This window comes from Sporosarcina sp. ACRSL (assembly GCF_022346605.1).
In the GTDB taxonomy this organism is placed as follows: domain Bacteria; phylum Bacillota; class Bacilli; order Bacillales_A; family Planococcaceae; genus Sporosarcina.
In genome coordinates this window covers 179728-197614 of the sequence record NZ_JAKRNT010000004.1, presented here as the reverse complement: position 1 = coordinate 197614, position 17887 = coordinate 179728, and the positions used below count along the sequence as shown (strand labels likewise).

At 40.3% G+C, this 17887-nt stretch carries 17 protein-coding genes; 2 read left to right on the top strand and 15 right to left on the bottom strand.

The features are described from left to right. Nucleotides 1-9 precede the first annotated feature (9 nt). The 5 genes from MHZ92_RS07880 to MHZ92_RS07860 form a co-directional block, all read right to left on the bottom strand. The gene (locus MHZ92_RS07880) at nt 10-1002 is read right to left on the bottom strand and encodes an ABC transporter ATP-binding protein (RefSeq protein ID WP_239431119.1); all 993 of its coding nucleotides are present in this window, start codon (nt 1000-1002) and stop codon (nt 10-12) included. Beyond that, a complete protein-coding gene (locus tag MHZ92_RS07875; RefSeq protein WP_239431118.1) occupies nt 1002-2021 on the bottom strand; it encodes an ABC transporter ATP-binding protein in 1020 nt (339 codons plus the stop codon). The genes MHZ92_RS07880 and MHZ92_RS07875 overlap by 1 nt, the downstream gene beginning before the upstream one ends. Nucleotides 2022-2034: 13 nt before the next feature. Next, nucleotides 2035-3078 carry an oligopeptide ABC transporter permease gene (opp3C, locus tag MHZ92_RS07870; protein WP_239431117.1) on the bottom strand — a complete coding sequence of 348 codons (1044 nt, stop codon included), beginning with the start codon at nt 3076-3078 and terminating at the stop codon, nt 2035-2037. Further along, nucleotides 3075-4007, bottom strand: a complete 933-nt coding sequence (locus tag MHZ92_RS07865; RefSeq protein ID WP_370644657.1) for an ABC transporter permease — start codon at nt 4005-4007, stop codon at nt 3075-3077. Before MHZ92_RS07865 ends, opp3C begins: the two co-directional genes overlap by 4 nt. 110 nt (nt 4008-4117) lie before the next feature. Beyond that, complete coding sequence (locus MHZ92_RS07860) at nt 4118-5785, bottom strand: peptide ABC transporter substrate-binding protein (RefSeq protein WP_239431116.1); 1668 nt, start codon at nt 5783-5785, stop codon at nt 4118-4120. Between the two features lie 136 nt (nt 5786-5921). On the opposite strand from MHZ92_RS07860, the gene MHZ92_RS07855 reads away from it, so the two are divergent. Both MHZ92_RS07855 and MHZ92_RS07850 read left to right on the top strand, forming a co-directional pair. Next, on the top strand, nt 5922-6299 hold the full coding sequence (locus tag MHZ92_RS07855) for a DUF3899 domain-containing protein (RefSeq protein WP_239431115.1): 378 nt from the start codon (nt 5922-5924) through the stop codon (nt 6297-6299). Nucleotides 6300-6359: 60 nt separating this feature from the next. Beyond that, nucleotides 6360-7319 (top strand): threonine ammonia-lyase, encoded by a 960-nt coding sequence (locus MHZ92_RS07850; protein WP_239431114.1) that lies wholly within the window; start codon nt 6360-6362, stop codon nt 7317-7319. 996 nt (nt 7320-8315) lie between these two features. Here MHZ92_RS07850 and MHZ92_RS07845 read toward each other — a convergent pair. From MHZ92_RS07845 to MHZ92_RS07800, 10 genes are all read right to left on the bottom strand, one after another. After that, nucleotides 8316-8831, bottom strand: a complete 516-nt coding sequence (locus MHZ92_RS07845; protein WP_239431113.1) for a hypothetical protein — start codon at nt 8829-8831, stop codon at nt 8316-8318. A 1-nt stretch (nt 8832) separates the two neighbouring features. Then, the gene (locus MHZ92_RS07840; protein ID WP_239431112.1) at nt 8833-9447 is read right to left on the bottom strand and encodes a hypothetical protein; all 615 of its coding nucleotides are present in this window, start codon (nt 9445-9447) and stop codon (nt 8833-8835) included. Continuing rightward, on the bottom strand, nt 9440-10156 hold the full coding sequence (locus MHZ92_RS07835; RefSeq protein WP_239431111.1) for a hypothetical protein: 717 nt from the start codon (nt 10154-10156) through the stop codon (nt 9440-9442). Before MHZ92_RS07835 ends, MHZ92_RS07840 begins: the two co-directional genes overlap by 8 nt. A 224-nt stretch (nt 10157-10380) precedes the next feature. Beyond that, nucleotides 10381-10584 (bottom strand): hypothetical protein, encoded by a 204-nt coding sequence (locus MHZ92_RS07830; protein ID WP_239431110.1) that lies wholly within the window; start codon nt 10582-10584, stop codon nt 10381-10383. Nucleotides 10585-10815: 231 nt separating this feature from the next. Beyond that, nucleotides 10816-11232: a YkvA family protein gene (locus MHZ92_RS07825; protein ID WP_239431109.1), complete on the bottom strand. Its 417-nt coding sequence runs from the start codon at nt 11230-11232 to the stop codon at nt 10816-10818. A 75-nt stretch (nt 11233-11307) separates the two neighbouring features. Continuing rightward, the gene (locus MHZ92_RS07820; RefSeq protein WP_239431108.1) at nt 11308-11697 is read right to left on the bottom strand and encodes a hypothetical protein; all 390 of its coding nucleotides are present in this window, start codon (nt 11695-11697) and stop codon (nt 11308-11310) included. 161 nt (nt 11698-11858) lie between these two features. Beyond that, nucleotides 11859-12479, bottom strand: a complete 621-nt coding sequence (locus tag MHZ92_RS07815; protein ID WP_239431107.1) for a hypothetical protein — start codon at nt 12477-12479, stop codon at nt 11859-11861. 69 nt (nt 12480-12548) lie between these two features. After that, on the bottom strand, nt 12549-13445 hold the full coding sequence (locus MHZ92_RS07810; protein WP_239431106.1) for an HNH endonuclease: 897 nt from the start codon (nt 13443-13445) through the stop codon (nt 12549-12551). Nucleotides 13446-13681: 236 nt separating this feature from the next. Further along, nucleotides 13682-15967 carry a S9 family peptidase gene (locus MHZ92_RS07805; protein ID WP_370644656.1) on the bottom strand — a complete coding sequence of 762 codons (2286 nt, stop codon included), beginning with the start codon at nt 15965-15967 and terminating at the stop codon, nt 13682-13684. Nucleotides 15968-16650: 683 nt separating this feature from the next. Continuing rightward, a complete protein-coding gene (locus MHZ92_RS07800) occupies nt 16651-17766 on the bottom strand; it encodes a PD-(D/E)XK nuclease family protein (RefSeq protein WP_239431105.1) in 1116 nt (371 codons plus the stop codon). Nucleotides 17767-17887 lie beyond the last annotated feature (121 nt).

Sequence of the window (17887 nt, the reverse complement as noted above, 5' to 3'; positions counted from 1 at the left end):
TATAAAAACTCACTTCTCCCTAGCCATTAGTTCCTCATCATATAAATGACAAGCAACAAAATGCCCCGGCTGCCTTTCTACAAATGCGGGATCAAGTTTAGAACAGACATCCATTGCTTTCGGGCATCTTGTGTGGAATCGACAGCCACTTGGAATGTCGATCGGGCTTGGCACATCGTCTTTTAAGAGAATTTGAACTCGAGAGCGCTCTAGATGAGGATCCGGTAGTGGAATCGCTGAAAGTAACGCTTCCGAGTAGGGATGCATCGGATTTTCATACAGATTTTCACTTTCCGTCAACTCTACAATTTTACCCAGATACATAACCGCAATCCGGTCACTGATGTATTTCACCATCGACAGGTCATGCGCGATAAATAAATAAGTCAACCCTTTTTCTTCTTGCAGTGTCTTTAATAAGTTAACGATTTGGGCCTGGATGGATACATCAAGAGCTGCAATCGGTTCATCCGCCACGATAAACTGCGGATTTACGGCAAGTGCACGAGCAATGCCGATGCGCTGTCTTTGGCCCCCACTGAATTCATGGGGATAGCGCCCCGAATGATTTTTGTTCAAACCGACAAGTTCCAACAATTCATTCACTTGTTGTTCGCGTTCCTTCTCGGATGTATTCGGTGCATGGATCAGCAAACCTTCCGAAATGATTTCCATAACAGTCATACGCGGATTAAGGGATGAGTACGGGTCTTGGAATATCATCTGCATGTCCCGTTTTTTCTTTTTCAGTTCCGCTTTACTAAACTTTGCATGGACATTTTCATTATCAAATAGTATTTCCCCGCTTGTCGGTTGATAAATTTGAGTGATTGTCCTTCCAACTGTGGACTTCCCACATCCAGATTCGCCAACCAGCCCAAGAGTTTCACCTTTTTTAATCGTAAAGCTAATTCCATCCACTGCCTTCAACGTTTCTTTTCTATTTATTTTAAAATGTTTTTTCAAGTCTTTTATTACTAACAAATCTTCATTTCTCTTCATCACTGTGCACTCCCAACTGTTTCAGGTGCATGATTTTTCGGCGTGCGGGAATCCTGCAACCAACATAATACAGAGTGACTCTCACTCAGCTCTGTTTTTCGAGGATGATAATCATGACACACTGCCATCGTATATGGGCATCTTGCTGCAATAGGACAGCCAGTACCTAACGTCGCTAAGTCCGGAGGAGAACCTGGAATTGGGATAAGTGGTTCTGACCTTTTGGCATTTAAATTTGGCATTGAACCAAGAAGTCCTAACGTATAAGGATGTTGTGTTTCGTAAAATATTTCATCCAACGTCCCATACTCCACAACCTCTCCGGCGTACATGACGGCTACTTTATCAGCCATGTTCGCGACGACACCTAGGTCATGCGTAATCAGTACAATTGCCGTATCCATTTTTTCCTGCAAATCTTTCATAAGTCGCAAAATCTGTGCTTGGATGGTTACATCGAGTGCTGTTGTCGGCTCATCGGCAATCAAAACCTTTGGAATACAGGCTAATGCCATCGCAATCACGACACGCTGCCGCATCCCACCTGAAAACTGATGCGGATAAGCATCGAGTCTTTTTTCGGCATTCGGTATACCGACTAGCTCCAACATTTCCAACGCTCTTTGCCTTGCCACACTCTTTGTTAACGTTTGATGTTTCTGAAGGCCTTCCATAATTTGCTTACCAATCTTCATCGTTGGATTTAATGATGACATCGGATCTTGAAATACCATGGAAATCTCGGACCCTCGCACCTTTTGCATATCTTTTAATGGCAGGTCTAGTAAATCTCGACCTTCAAACTTGATCTCGCCTTGCGGAATAACAGTGCTATGTTTAGGCAATAACCGCATAATCGATTTTGCCGTGACCGACTTTCCTGAACCCGATTCACCAACAATTGCGAGGGTCTCCCCTTTTTTCAGTGAAAAACTGACGCCTCTCACCGCGGTGATTGCTCCGTTTCGGGTCTTGAATGAAACGTGCAGATTTTCTACGTCTAGTATATTCTCTTTCAATGTTTGACCCTCCCTATCTTCTCATTTTCGGATCCAGAGCATCACGAAGACCATCTGCTAGCAAGTTAAATGAAATCATAATTAAACTGATAACTGCTGCTGGAAAAATAAGTTTGTATGAGAAAAAACGCATAGACTTATAGCCATCTTCAATTAACACCCCAAGTGAAGCAAGCGGAGCCTGTAAACCTAGACCGATAAAACTTAGAAATGCTTCAAAAAATATGGCTGTTGGAATCGTAAACATGACCGTAACAATGATCGGCCCCATGACGTTTGGCAATAGATGCTTACCGATCAGTCTAGTATTCGATGCCCCAAGCGTTCTAGAAGCAAGAATGAATTCCTGACCTTTTAGTTGTAAGATTTGCCCACGCACGACACGCGCCATCCCTACCCAGCCAGTGACAACAAGCGCCAAGATAATCGAAGTAATCCCGGGTTCCAAAATGAGAATAAACAAGATAATCACAATCAAATTCGGGATACCTACAAGCACTTCAATAATTCGCTGCATAACATTATCGAGTCGTCCCCCATAGAATGCGGATATGCCACCATAGAGAACACCGATTACCAAGTCAAGCGCTGCCGCAACAATTGCAATGAATAATGAAATTTGTGTTCCTTTCCAAACCCTTGTCCACAAATCCCTTCCAAACTCATCTGTTCCAAACCAATAATTTTCTTCTATATTTCTTGTTGCATAGACATCGTTCCCTTTTACATCTTTCCCATTAAAACCAAGCCATTCGAGTCCATCTACTTTTGGCGGAAGGTTGGAGTGCGCTAAGTTTTGACTCCGATACGTATGCTCATTTATTGCTGGTCCCACCAAAGCTAAGAGGGTTAAGATAACAAGAACAATTAGAGCAAAGACCGCACCTTTGTTTTTGAAGAGGCGCTCTCTTGCTTCCTTCCAAAAAGAGATGGACGGTGTCAATATTTCTTCACGAACGTCCCGATTCAATGGAGCAGCAACGAATAAATCATCAGGAGGCTCGGCTACATTCTGTTTCACCGAATCAATACGTTCTACCTCTTTAACTGTATTCATGCCTGTTCCGCCCCCTTATAGTCAATTCGGGGATCGAGGAACCCGTAAAGAATATCAACGAGGAAAACGACTAATATGAATAGTGCACTATAGAAAAGCGTAATCCCCATAATCACACTGTAATCGAGGACAAGGATCGATAAAGTGAATTGCTCCCCGAGTCCTGGAACGGAAAATATCTTTTCGATGACGAGCGTACCTGTCATGATAGATACCGCCAATGGACCGAGCATTGTGACGACCGGGATCAGCGCATTCCGAGTGACGTGTTTTACGATGACGGCCGACTCGTTCAACCCCTTTGCCCTAGCAGTCGTGACGTAATCCTGTCCGAGCACTTCGAGCATTTCACTTCGAATAAACCGAGCTACCGTCGCGATTACCGTTACTGACAAAGCAAACGAAGGTAGAATTGTGCTGGAGTATCCTTCCCAAAGGGCAACCGGCAGCCATTCCAGTTTTACACCTACGTAATATTGCAAAAGTGCTGCAAATACGAATGATGGAATTGACATACCGAGAACCGCAATTGTCACAGACAGATAATCATATACAGAGTTATGTCTCAAAGCGGAAAAAACGCCTAGTAAAAGACCTATAATTGAGCCGAATATAAGTGCTTGCAGGCCAATAAAAGCTGATGGACCGATTCGATCGCCAATCATACTGAAAACAGTCCGGCCATCGTATTGAAACGAATAACCTAAGTCTCCCTGAATTAAATTACCGAGATATTTCAAATATTGAATTGCTACTGGTTGATCCAACCCGTATTTCGCATTAAGAATGACCAACTGTTTCTCTGTTAACTTTTCGGGATTCGTAAAAGGTGTTCCCGGTATAAGTTGCATAAGAAAAAAGGTGGCGGTCACAATGACGAAAAGGGTAACGATCATGAATCCCAGTCTCTTAAATATGTAACTTTTCACATTGACCCCCCTATCCCAAAATACTTTGCCCAATACTTTGCTCCGTCCATAAATCAAAAAGAGGGGTGCACCAGTTGGACACCCCCGCTTTTCCGACGCTTTAGTTTAAATTATTCTTCAATAGAAGCCCATTTGTAGGAGAATTCAGCGCCTGATGGGTGTTTGACCAATTTTTTGACAGTACCCCTCTTCAGAATGGCAACTCCCGTTTGGTAAAGCGGTGCGATTGCAGCGTCTTCAACTAACAAGATTTTTTCAATTTCTAGCAACATCTCAAAACGTTTGCTTAAATCCGTTTCGGTATAGGCTTGCTGTACCAAATTGTTTAGTTTCGGATTGTCGTAATCCATACGGTTGGCAGATCCGCCTTTCACCCACATATCCAAGTACGTCATTGGGTCACTATAGTCAGGTCCCCATGAGGATAAAGAAAGGTCATATGTGATAGCTTTTTCAATTTCGAGTCGTTGCGCAAATGGTACCGCCTTAATTTCAAGCTTAAATCCTGGAAGGTTATCCTCAAGCTGTGCTTGCAAGTATTCTGCAACTTTCTTATGAGATTCAGAGTCAGCAATGTTAATAGATACATTGACTTCTTTTTCTCCAATTTCGGCTAATGTCTTTTCCCATAATGCCTTGGCTTCTTCTGGCGTCCCTTTATTGATATCGCCGTTAAGTTCGCGGTAGTCTTTTCCATCCGGGGAGAAATAATATTCTCCTGCCACAACTCCGTATAATGGTGTAGATCCATCTTGCAAGATGATATCCGTTAACCCATCACGATCAATGGCCATATTAACGGCTCTACGGATTTCTGGATGTCCAAGAACCGGATGATTGTGGTTAAATCGTAAAAAGATGATTCCGGATTCTTTTTCAATTTGAAAGTCCTCGTTGTCTGAATATTGCTGTACGAGAGCAGATGTTAGTACAGTACGATCAATTTTTCCAGTTTCATATAGATTTGCTCCAGTGGAAGGCTCTTTTACGACAACCACTTCAACCTTATCAAGTTTTACATTGTCAGCGTCCCAATAGTCTTCATTCTTTTCCAATGTCCAGCCTTGCTCGTGAGTCCAGCTAACAAGTTTGAATGGTCCATTTGATAATACATTTTCTGCTTCAAGTGCATATTGATCCCCGAGCTCTTCAACGAATTGTTGATTTTGCGGAAGGAATGTCGGGAAGGCAAGCAGTGTGACAAACAATGGGTTCGGACTTTCGAGTGTCACTTCAAGTGTAAGATCACCTGTCGCTTTGATACCGAGCTCATCCGCATCCATTTCCTCATTCATAATGGCTTCTGCGTTTTTAATGCCCGCCGTCGCGAGCATATAGTTATAGGCCCCTGCTTCTCGCATTACACGTTTCCAAGCGTACTCAAAATCTGCAGCAGTTACCGGATCCCCATTGCTCCAATTCGTTTTTCTTAATGTGAAAGTATGAACCGTTTCATCTTCACTTACATCATGTTTTTCAGCTAATGCCAAAATACTTTCATTGTTTTCATCTTGACGATAAAGACCTTCGTTTGTGTTGTTCAAAACGTTGAAAGCAACACCGTCATGCGCTTTTGTTGAATCCATCGTCGGAATTTCCGCCGAAGCACTTAATCTCAGCACTTGCTCTACTTTTGCAGTCTCGCCTTTTTCAGTAGTAGTGCCTTCTTTCCCATCTGTACTCCCTTTGTCAGTATCTGGCTTATTGAAGTTACAACCTGATAAAACAAGAGCAAAAATTGTTAGGAAAATAAATGCCATCCATGTTTTATTCCTCATCTTCTGTTCCCCCCTTGTAATATTTCTTAAATATTTATACAATTATAAGCGCTTACATTTTAATTAGCAATAACAATTTGAATTGTAAATAAATTACTGTTGGTCATCTCATAGAAGTTAGAGGAGTGTAATACCTATGAAAAAGTTGTTGTTTACTACCTTGCTTACCGCACCTTTTCTGTTGTGTTTTAGTATGCTGCTATTCTCCTCATCAACAAATCTTGTCCACTTATTGGATGTCATCTTTTTAATCGGGCTCTTCTTTTTAGTAATTGGAAGCGTGATGCTAGTCCTGCAAGCCGGATTTTTCAATGCATTCATTTCTACTTCCAAACATTTCTTTTCCACTATTAATAAACGAGAGCAATCTATAAGGCAATTCGAAGGCAAAAATAGTAAAAAAACGGCCTATAAAAAAGAGTATCCAAGTCTTAAAAAGATTCTATTGCTTGGCGCCGTCTATTTTTCATTTAGTCTCATTGCCTCAATTACTGTAGTCTTTTTGGGGTATTAATTCAAAGTATTTCAGGAAATTGATAGATGTAGGATATTAAATCGGAGGGGTGGAACTAACATGATCTCTTTAAAAGATGTCGAAGATGCAAGAAAACGTATTAGTGAGATTGCACACGTAACACCGATTCTTCAATCGGAGCAACTGTCCAAACTATGTGGAAATCAGCTATTTTTAAAATCGGAGCACTTGCAAAAGACAGGTTCCTTTAAAATACGAGGGGCCAGCAATAAAGTCATACAAGCGATTGAAAACGGCGGGAAGTATGTGACAGCAGCCTCATCAGGCAACCACGGGCAAGCCGTTGCCTATGTCGCAAATAAATATGGAGTTTCGGCAACTATTGTCGTTCCCGAAAATGTTAGCAAGTGTAAGATAAATGCAATTCAAGCTTACAATGGCAAGATCGAAATGTGCGGAACTACTTCTGCTGAGCGATTACCAAGAGCTCAGGAAATTGCTGATCAAGAAAACGGTGTATTCATTCCTCCTTATGACGACCCACTCGTAATGGCAGGGCAAGGAACGGTTGGTTTAGAAATTTTGGACCAAGTGGAACAAATCGACGCAATCATTGTCCCTATTGGGGGTGGGGGCCTTATCTCCGGAATCCTGACTGCGATTAAAGAAACGAACCCGAAAATAAAAGTGATCGGCGTAGAGCCTGAGCTTGCGAATGATACATACCTATCATTGCAAAACAAGGAAATCACCGCAATCGGAGCCACGACAACCATTGCGGATGGCTTAAGATCCAACCAGCCAGGCGACCTAACCTTCCCTGTAATGATGAAATATCTAGACGATCTCGTCCTTGTGAGCGAAGATGAAATCCGGCAGGCCTTCAGCTTCGTTATGGAACGTACGAAACAACTAATTGAACCGTCAAGCGCAACAACAATCGCAGCAACTATGTTCAATAAGATAAACATGAAAGATAAAAACATTGTATCCGTCATTTCTGGCGGGAATGTAGATTTAGATAAAGTTCACCAAATGATTGTAAGTGCTACTGAGTGACTTAAAATAAAAAATGCAAAAGAGCCGCTCAATGCTGTAGAGAGCGGCTCTTTCTTTCTATTTCAACTCAAAAATTTTTAGCACCGGCTGAGAGGATGGTCTCGCGCTTTCTTATTGTAGAGGATGCATGGAATGGATGAATACATCGAAAAGTCGACGAAGAAGAAGATCAGACCAAAATTCAAACTCAATAAGGCAAGGGAAATCGTAGAGGAGGAGCAAAAACGATTCGAAGAATAATCGATGGATGACCTGCACAAAAAGTGAAAAAAGTCCTCCGAAAACGCAAGACGGCAGCGGAAATCGTGGAAGAGGATCGAAAACGATTTGATGAGAAATTACAGGCAATTCGTGATAAATAAAACACGGAAACCAAGAGAATTAAGGAGGAATAAATTCTTCAAGCTATTTCCTCTAAAACCACTTTCGTATGGTATTCTCTAGGGGAATGGGAGGCATGACATTGTCAGAGAAAATCGTGGATCTCATGTATGAAAAACGGGCGTGTCTTCATCAGACATCGGGGATATTAACTTAGACAACTTCGAATGAATTCTCTTAAATCGGCAGCATCCAAATGATAGTTTGAAAGTTATTTCGGCTTCTTCTTTACTTGAAGAAGCACAACTACAGCCTCAACCAATCGATTGCAGTGTATAAATGAAAAGATGTCCATTGAAATCGTTGTAATTCCATCGATTTAAATCAACTGTTCATTCAGATCTCATATCTTAAAATGACATGCATGGATATCCGGCAATATTTCCACCCTGGAGTTTGGTGGTCTTTGCCTTAATAACTACAACATTTTACCTTTTTAAAATTTAGTGGTTTACGATTATATTAAACGAAATACAATACAATATTGATTCATATTGAAAAGTCAATTGAAGGACAACCAAATATCGATATGGTTGTCCTCCATTAGAAACAAAGAATTTCCAGCAACGAAAATAGACTGTAAAAAGGCATCTAGTTAGGTGTATAAATATTAAATTATGATGCTTTATTCTCAGTCACTTCAAGACGTAATCGTTCTTTCAATAATGTTACATCTACTTTTCCTTTATCAATAGCTTCCTGAAAAAGAGTTTTTAACTTTTTGACAGTAAATCGCATTGTTCTCCCATCAACGTTCATTGTATCAAGCATTAGCCTTGAAAATTCTCCGACAGTTTTATAAGTTAAACCTGTAATATCCATATGAGTATTTTTTAGTTCCTCTATTGGAGTATCTCCAGGTGTTAACTCTACTTTAAACCCTCTTTTTTCCACTTCATTAATACTAAAAATCAAAACATCTACCGTTGCTAATTTATCAAATCCTGAAACCAATGCTAATACAGCATCTTCCACATTTTCAAGGGATTCTATTTCCCAAGTAGATAAAGTATCATTTGTAGTTCTTAAACAACTTGTTATTGCATCAGCACGCAAGGCTTCCACTGGACATTTGTCGAAATCTTCTTTCGGCCATTTTCCACGACTATATTTCCTAACTAAATATGTCATATTAAGAAAACTCCTCTTCCAAGTCCTCTATTACCTCATTGGCATAATCTTGTAACCATCCTTCTTGATACCTAGTATTCTTCAAAACCTTCAAACACTCCTGGGTGCCCCACTTTTCAAATGCTCTTATTGAGTATTCTTGAACCTCGTCATCAGGAATCCTAGTAGCTGCTAGTGCCAATACAGGACCTTGCGGAGAAATCATCTCATAATCTATATCTGCAATAATATGTAATAATTTGACTATGATGCTTGGTTGATCTAGGTTATCTAGTAATACTTTATTCAACCAATCTTTCGTTTCGATAGGTTCTTTTTTCAGTTTAGTAAGTAAATAGATTTCTGAGCTCGAAAAAAACCCAACCTCGATAAAGTCATTTTTCAACATGTTAGTAAATCGTTCAGCCTCTTTCCTAGACTGAATACTCGCTTTCTCGAGCAATTCTTTCCGACTAACTTGATCTTCACTCAACGTATTTTCTTTTAAAAAGCTAGAAGTTTCAACAAGATACGTTTTTGATTTTAATGAATCATTAGCTTCTCCCAAAGACCCTTTGAAATAATTTTCAGTAGCATTTCCACTTGAATTTAATTGATAATACATCTGATTAGCCAACTAAGATCGACTCCAACTGTTTTTGTATACTATTTCTTTTTTCTAACGCGTAGATTAGAAATTCTCTCACCGATTCTGTATCAAATCTTTCGTTTTTATTTTCAAAAATAGTATTAATATCAAATTTACCGGAAATACAATCAATTCGCTTTGCACTATTATTAAAGCTTCCCTGTGTACGTCCTATATCTAAAATCACATTGGTTTGTTCACTCCCGTACTCATCTCTACTTACATTTCTAACTGTCCATTCAAAAGGCCTATTTTCTATAAAATAATCTAATGGGTTTGAAACTTTATCATATATTGCATTTAACTTTTCCAATTCAAAATCGAGATATAGAGTGTCTGTTATTAATGATGCTCTCGTTCCTTTTTTACTAAATGCTTTTAAAATGACATCGATTACTATTTCAACATTATGCAAAAAATCTTCCAAAGAATTACTTATCCCTTTTTCATTCGGTGAATTTTGAAAGATAGCAATTTTATCACTGTTAATTTCAACCCTAAAATTAATATTAGCAGATGTAAAAGCAATTCTATTTAAAGGATTCAAACCGTAATTCGGGTTAATTTCTTGAATAGTATTAGGCATCAATTGAAGATTTGATAATAATGGCATCAACTTCATAATATTGTCTGGTATTGGCTCAATATCTATAAATTCTCCAAATACATTCACTTGATACAAAACATTTGTACTCAATTTTTCCATCCCCTACTTATCGTAATTTTATGTTAATTAAATTATACTATATACAAATACTGAACTTCAAACAACTCAATAACCTTTGAATAGGCAATAGGAAAAAACCTGTTCTGATTCAAGAAATATATGATACGTACTTCCAAATACAACTGGCAAAAACAAAATAGGAATTTATCCAACACATTTCATTTTCTATTAAGTCCATTTTTTGTTTTTGAGTATCATGGATATGGTAACTCTTTCCGAATTGCCCCTTGACCAATCAGTAATTTAATAAATGTATCTTTCTCAGTGTCAGAGAGCTCAAGATTTATAACATTATCATGTAAAGCAGCATCCTCTTCATTACGTATTGCATCTGAAGGCATGGAAAGAGAATGTCCGATTACATGCCCAATACTTTCCTGATAAGTCTCTGCCTTCATCGCTTGTTGTGACTACGTTGAGAAGCAGCATTTCAATATGATTTTTTCAAACATCAACACTAATTTCACAATGAAAATCGAATGGAGGCAACCAATTGCATATTTTGTTGCCCCAGTTAATACTGATTGGCTGCCAAATTCTACATAAGAGAAGGATGCCCTGCTTACTCGACAGTATAAGCCAACTGTGTAGCAGAGCTCTCCGGCCAATACTCGACGGCTACCTTTAGATTATTCGTTCTTCTCTTGATTCTTATCAATATCTTTATCAACAGACGCAGTTTCCTCTAAAGCACCCTCACCGAACCATTCTACTATTTTCCCTTTTGCCTTTTGTTTAGATTCATTGTCGATATGAGCTGCAACAACAACCAAAGCACCGATAATAACACCTAAATCATCTACGTATCCTACGACCGGTGCAACATCGGGTATTAAATCTAACGGAAGAATGAAATATCCCAAAGCGCCAATAATAATCGATTTTGCTTTTATTGGAGTCGTTGGTTTTTGCAATGTGTAAAAAAGAAGCAAAGCGGCATATGTAACTTTAACTCCGGCTTTCTTTGCATACTTGAGTACCTTATTCCAAAACTTCTTTTCAGAATAGTGCTCAGCGTATTGTTCATGTTCATCATTATTCGTCATAGTAAGCACTCCCTTTCAATTTTTCTCCGGGAAACCCCTTATCTCCACCCTTAAAGGAATCCTTTAAATATAATGTTAATTTCCAATATCATCTAGGTATTCCTTTCCTCCGATTCTAGCTCCTAGCGTAAGAAGGAATGCCATAATAAATCCTATTATGCCGAGGGTGATTACTAGCCCGGTCCCGCCCCCTGTGGCGGCTGTAATGAAGGATATGACCTTATACCCTAGATAACCCCACCCGATTGAAAACAAGATCCCAATCAAATGGTATATGGGGGTGAAAGTTAAGATTAACAATACAATGAAAGCGATAAATCCAGTTGCGAACCAATTCCATCCTAAATAGGTATCCGCCAGATAAGAAGAACCAACTGAAAAGATTAAAGTCTCTATTCCTATTATCGGAAGCATAGATGAATTTACTTCATGGTTGACAAGACCTTTCCTAAAATCATTGCTCATGTAAACTCTCCTTTTTCTCAACGACAAATATTTGCTTATCCATTTCAGCCTCACACAATCCGGAAAGACCCCTTAACGTGTCAGCTAATAATCTGTCCAAGTGCTGTTCCAGCATAGGCTACGATTGCTGCTCCTAGGCTATGAAAATCATCGAATCATATCTATCGACTTAGAGCCTCATACTCCTCCTCAAAACACATATACCAATACCCAAACTCATCCACTTTCCGAATCGCATGTCTCTCTTCTATCTCGCCTGTCTCCGTAAAAGAGTATGCATATATTCGATAGCCATCAAGTTCTGAATCATACAAGTGATACACCATTAACGCATTCGATCTTTGAATCGAGTTCTTTTGCATAACTAAGTCATTTAGGATCTCGATCCGTTCCTTCGACTCTATCAATTGAATCCCGATCACATTATGAGGCAGATAGTCTTCCTCAGTTTCAGTGAAGAGCTTTTCAATCGTCTCAACGTCCTTGCTCCAAACGTTTTCCCTTTCTAAATGCAGCGCTAGGTATAGGTAGTATTCAGTATCTACTCTGCTATCCTGATTCCACCACGACAAGTCCATAGGCCTTGAACGCCCTTTCGACTTATCCAACTTGGAGTCTTCAATAAATGCATCGAACCCAAGCATTTCACCCAGGTTCGCAAAATAATCTATCTCCCGTTTCGTCAACATTGAACGATTATGCAGATTCGTTAAGTTCATTCTTCTATAATTTCGTACGTACCCATTGAAAAACTGCATCAAGTTGAAATGTTGTTTTTCCAAGTTAATACTCCGCCCTCTCCACAATCACAAACACGTATTGCGACAGCACTCTATTTTAATTCAATAAACTCACCTAAACTCCGTACCCCCACCCCATATCGACCTTCCCCCAGTATGGCCAGTCAATCCATGCTCCTCTTCCTTCACAAGTTGCAATCTGCCAGGCTCTTCATGGTGATGCCAGTCATAGCCTTCTGGAGTGACTGAGGATTGAAGGCTTTGGATATCCTGTTCGTTGAATCCGAGCTCAACCGCCAGTGAAGGATTATGTTGAATTGCTTCGTATATTTGCATGTTGGCGATTCCGATATGAACGTTGTCCGACATGAGGTAGGTTTCTTGAGGCAGAACTGCGTCGAATTGAGATTCAAAGACAGGGAAGACTCCTTCTACTACCGTCCCATCGTTCTGGATTGAAACATTCTTTTCGAATTGAACATTTGTGACTTCGTGAACAGATCCATCCAAGTGTGCGTTTCGGCTTAATAGTTCTTCCGCTTGGACTGTGTTTTGGTCTGTCACTATTTCGAAAACACTAACACCAAGTGCACCGACAGCCGCCACCTTTCCGACCTTTTTAGCCCCTTCGACTAATAGCTCCTTGTCCTGTAGAGCAGCTCCCTTGAATGTTTGTCCTAGCGCTGATCCAGTGTAGGCTAGCCCTCCACCAATTCCCTTCACCGTATTTACGGAAGAAGTTTTGATGTCATTCCAGCCTTCACTCATTCTTTCCGGATCCTTCGTAACCGTTCCGTATAGTCCAATTACTGCACCATCCGCAAAGTGAGCTGTATTTGCGATGACATGCCGTGAAGAATCCACTACGCTATTTCCGACGTCTTTCAGATAATCGCCAGTCTTCGGAAATTTGGTGGACACAATAGCACTAGCGACATTCACGCCTCCCTTGGCAATCCCACCGCCAATTTGGTTAATTCCCTTTCCCACAGTACGAAATAGCTTCATAATAGCATCCCCCTAGTTCATATAAACCACAACACTATTTATTACTATTATACCACTAGCACCATCACGGATGACATTACATTCCAACTTATCAGTTTATGTTGACTTATAACTTGGAACTTTTACGATACCTAGTAATATTTCTTTCCTCAAAAGTATCTTTTTGCAAGACTCTGGTCTATATAAAGCAAATTTAGAAAGCCCCTCGTTCATAACTAAAACGAGGGGCTTCCATGTCATTTCAAATGCTTATCAAAGAACTCAACCATCGCATTATAGAATTCAATGCGATTCTCTTCATTTTGGAATCCATGTCCTTCATTTTCTTTTAACATGTATTCAACGTCGATTCCTCTCTTCTGCAAGGCTTCTACGATTTGATCGGATTCTGCCTTGTTGACGCGAGGGTCGTTTGCACCTTGTGCGACGAAAAGAGGTGTTTTGATTTTGTCAGCGTGGAAGACAGGGGAAACTGCTTCTAATAATTCCTTATCTTCGACAGGGTGACCGACTCGTTTGTATAGATCGTTTCTCATCGTTTCCCAATATGGCGGAATTGTATCGAGTAACGTAAAGATGTTCGAAACTCCGACATAGTCTACGGCTGCTGCATATAAATCAGGAGTGAACGTGATTCCTGCTAATGTTGCATATCCACCAAAGGAAGCACCGTATATACCGATTCGGTCAGGATCTGCAATGCCTTGATCGATTGCCCATTGGACTCCATCTGTAATGTCATCTTGGATTTTCAATCCCCATTGTTTATTGCCTGCATCCATAAATTCCTTTCCGTATCCAGCAGAGGAGCGGAAGTTAACTTGGAGAACCGCATACCCGCGATTGGCAAGCAGTTGTACTTCCGGATTATAGCCCCACATATCACGTGCCCAAGGGCCGCCGTGCGGGTTGACGATTAATGGTAATTGTTCAGGTTTTTTATTTTTCGGTAATGTTAAATAGCCATGAATCGTGAGGCCATCCCGGCTTGTGTACGAAATTGGATGCATATCGGCTAGAGAATCCCGATCTATCCATGAAGCCAGCTCTGTCAATTTCGTCAGTTCTTCCGTTTCCGCATCGTAATAATAGTAGGTGCCATATTCCTTGTCGCTCGACACCGATATTACGAATTTGTTCATTTCTTTATTGTAATCGTTGATTGACAATTCGCTTTCACTTACGTTAAGTTCTTCCATTAAGTTAGTAAAGATGTTTTCCAACTTTTCGTCGAAGAACACATAGTGAAGTTTATCGGTCATATAGACGACCGCAAGAATCGCATCCTGTGTGGGATCATAGAATCCGCCAGCGATATCGACTTGTGGGTTGGAATAAAGGACTTTCTCATTCGCCTCCAAGTCGAGTACGACTAGTTCCATTTTATCGCGATCCTTATTGGACACTGCATAAATGGATTGGTTATCTTTCGAAAAAGCAATTGGGGATATCACATCTCCTGCTTCCGTTTGGACAAATGGCTTAAATTGATCCTCTTCCGTTTCACGGTAGAGAATTGTACTATCTACCCCATCTGATTCAATCGCAATCCGAATCTTCCCATCATGGTCCGCAAGCCATCCGGCTATGTTTCCTGGATTTTTCGCTACATGATCCAGTTCGCCGGTTTTGATATTTAAACGATACACATCAAAGACAGTCGGATCTTCTTTATTCATGCCGATGAGAATTTCATTTTCGACGCCCGTCAAGTTGCTTATCAGCTGTACGCGTACCCCCTCATATGGAGTTAAATCACGTTCTTCTTGACCGTTGTAGCTGGAGGAGTAAATATGATAATTTTCATCGCCGCCGTTATCTTTTATATACAAAATGTGATCGTCTTTCCAAAATGAAAATGCGACATCCCGATCTTTGGAGCTAGTCACACGAATCGGTTCATCCTCACCATCCATCTTCTTGACAAAGACATTCATTCGACTTTCCCATTCAGAGCTATATGAAATATACTCTCCGTCAGGTGACATCTCGTAACCGAAATCTCCAGGGTTTCTCATGAAATCTTCTACCGAAATTTCACTTACCCCTTTATTGTCGATCCCCTTTAAACTGTATTGTTTAGCGTTCTCAAGGATGCTTGCCATTTCTTCAGTTGTAACGGTTTCATCCGCCTGACTATAGACTTTTAACAACCCATGAATTTTAGCGGTTTGCAAAAAGTCGGAAGTCGTCTTTTCATTTTCTTCAATACCAAGAGCCCGGGTTAGTATTTTGGAAATATCGCCTTTTGTAATTTCCTTTTTAGAGCTTAGTTCAGTTTCCCCCGTCCAACGCTTAGCAATCGCTTCTCTCATTTCCTTCGATCCGTGTTGATACGTCAGTACATCTAAAGCGGATCGGGTAAAGTCCTCTGCAGATACGGGTGCATCCACTTTCACATTTTCGGCTACTCGCACAGTTTCACGATCAATGGTCCGAACTGAGTCGTTGGCTTGAGCACCTAATGGATAGGACATGAGAAGCGCTGAAGCCATTACTGCTAGTAATGCTTGCTTTTTCACAGGTAAATTCCCCCTTTTGCTGTATTAGTTACATAGTACACTTGTACACCATGAGATGTCAAATAAATTTGTATACTCTTTTAATTATTACGGAATGACTGGAAAAAAGTTTCATTAAACTTGTGATTTTTGTATCATAATTTATTTAACAGGAGGAATCTGGAAGTCAGCAGCCTTGTTTACTGTCTTTACAATCAGTTTTTTGATTTTTTTCAGCCGGTTCTTTCTTTCCAGCCAATTTAGTACTTCTTCAATTCTTCAATAGTAAGCGAAATTTTAGTCTGGTCACGTTTTCTGGATTCCCCTGACACTTCCCCCATTGCAGTCATTCTTATATTTCCTTATTTTCGCCTGCTTTCGCTTCGACTTGTACACAAAGCCTCGATTATTCTGGCTGCATACAGTAAAAAATGGCAATTAAAACCTGTATTCTAAGATTTATTGGGGTTCTCTACCTAATGTCCCCATTGATAACAAAAGTTTGACTTGAGAATAAATGGAAGATAAAAAAATCAATGTATAATGTGCAGGTGCATGTGAAAGGGCTACAAATTTGAAATTATGAATATCCTAAAAAAGCCAGCTGTATACTCTACGGCTGACTTCTCACTCCCCATTATTCAATTGTAGTTAATAAACTAAATAGTGTGCTGTACAGATACCCAATATTGCCGAGCACCCAGTTAATACTTCTTCAATTCTTCAACAGTACGCGAGATATCTGCCATTCCGGCAACGTTCGTTTGTATATAATCGAGTCGGTGGGCGATGGTCATCGTTTTGCCAGTGCCTAGTCTTGTCGGCCTTTTCAAATGCAAATCCCGTTTTCCAGATTCCCCCAACACTTCAACTAGTGCAATCTTTCTTAGTTCCCGCTTATCTTCGCCTTCTTCTGCTTCAACTTTTACACAAAGCCTCGTTTGTTCTAGCTGCATGTAATATTTCTCGCCGAGTACAGACTTCCACCAAAATGCCCAAAAACCTCCTGATCGATTCGGCACGTACCCCCACTCTCCATCAATTGATTTTTGGATTTCTTGATAAAACCCTTGCCACGCATAACTGTCCCACTCAGATACAGGTGTTGTCCGAAATGAGCAGTACTTGTCTTCAAGCTTCTGCAAATGTCGATAATAGTCAAGGAAGATCGTATTGGTTACCCCCTTGGCTATTCCATCCTTCAATATTCTTATCATCATTTCTCGTTTGAACGGTACATAGCCTGCAGCGATAGCCGAATGATATTGACTCTGATCGGCGATTTTATAATAGACCGGAAGTTGAATAAGATTCGGAAATTCCCTCTTCACCGCTTCACGATAACGAACAAGTTGATCTGAATGGTCGTCGGTAAATGTTTTATCCTCAATTACTATGGCGTATGTATCATTGATGACGGCAAAAATATCTAGCGATTTGAATTGGCGCTCAATGGTGACTGTTTCGACTGTAGGGGCAGTTATGCCATGAGCATTGAAAATCGTTGAAATAAAATGAACAGCAGCTTCATGCAACGGCTCGTCCAGCAAACGATAGCGCTTGCTGCTCCAAGCAATCAAATAGCATAAAAAAGCATCTTGTGACAGTTCACTCGTCGCAAACTGAAATAAATTAGGCGCTTCTGGTTGGACAATTATTGGCGGGATCGATTCAATGCGCTTTGCATAACCGCATTGTTCCCGGCACACATATGCAGGATACCCGCCTAGAATAATCCCGCCATCGTTCGTTTCTTGCAGTTCTTCCCATGCATCTTCCACTAACTCAGCACTGCAACGTGGACAAACCAATGATTTCATACTCTATCTCCTCCCGATCTATAAACGTTTATTGGAGTTGTAAACAGCAGGTAACAAGCAAGTCGGTCTCAAAAATTACACCTCCATGTTCCTGACTTAACGTCAGTGGCACAAAAAAATC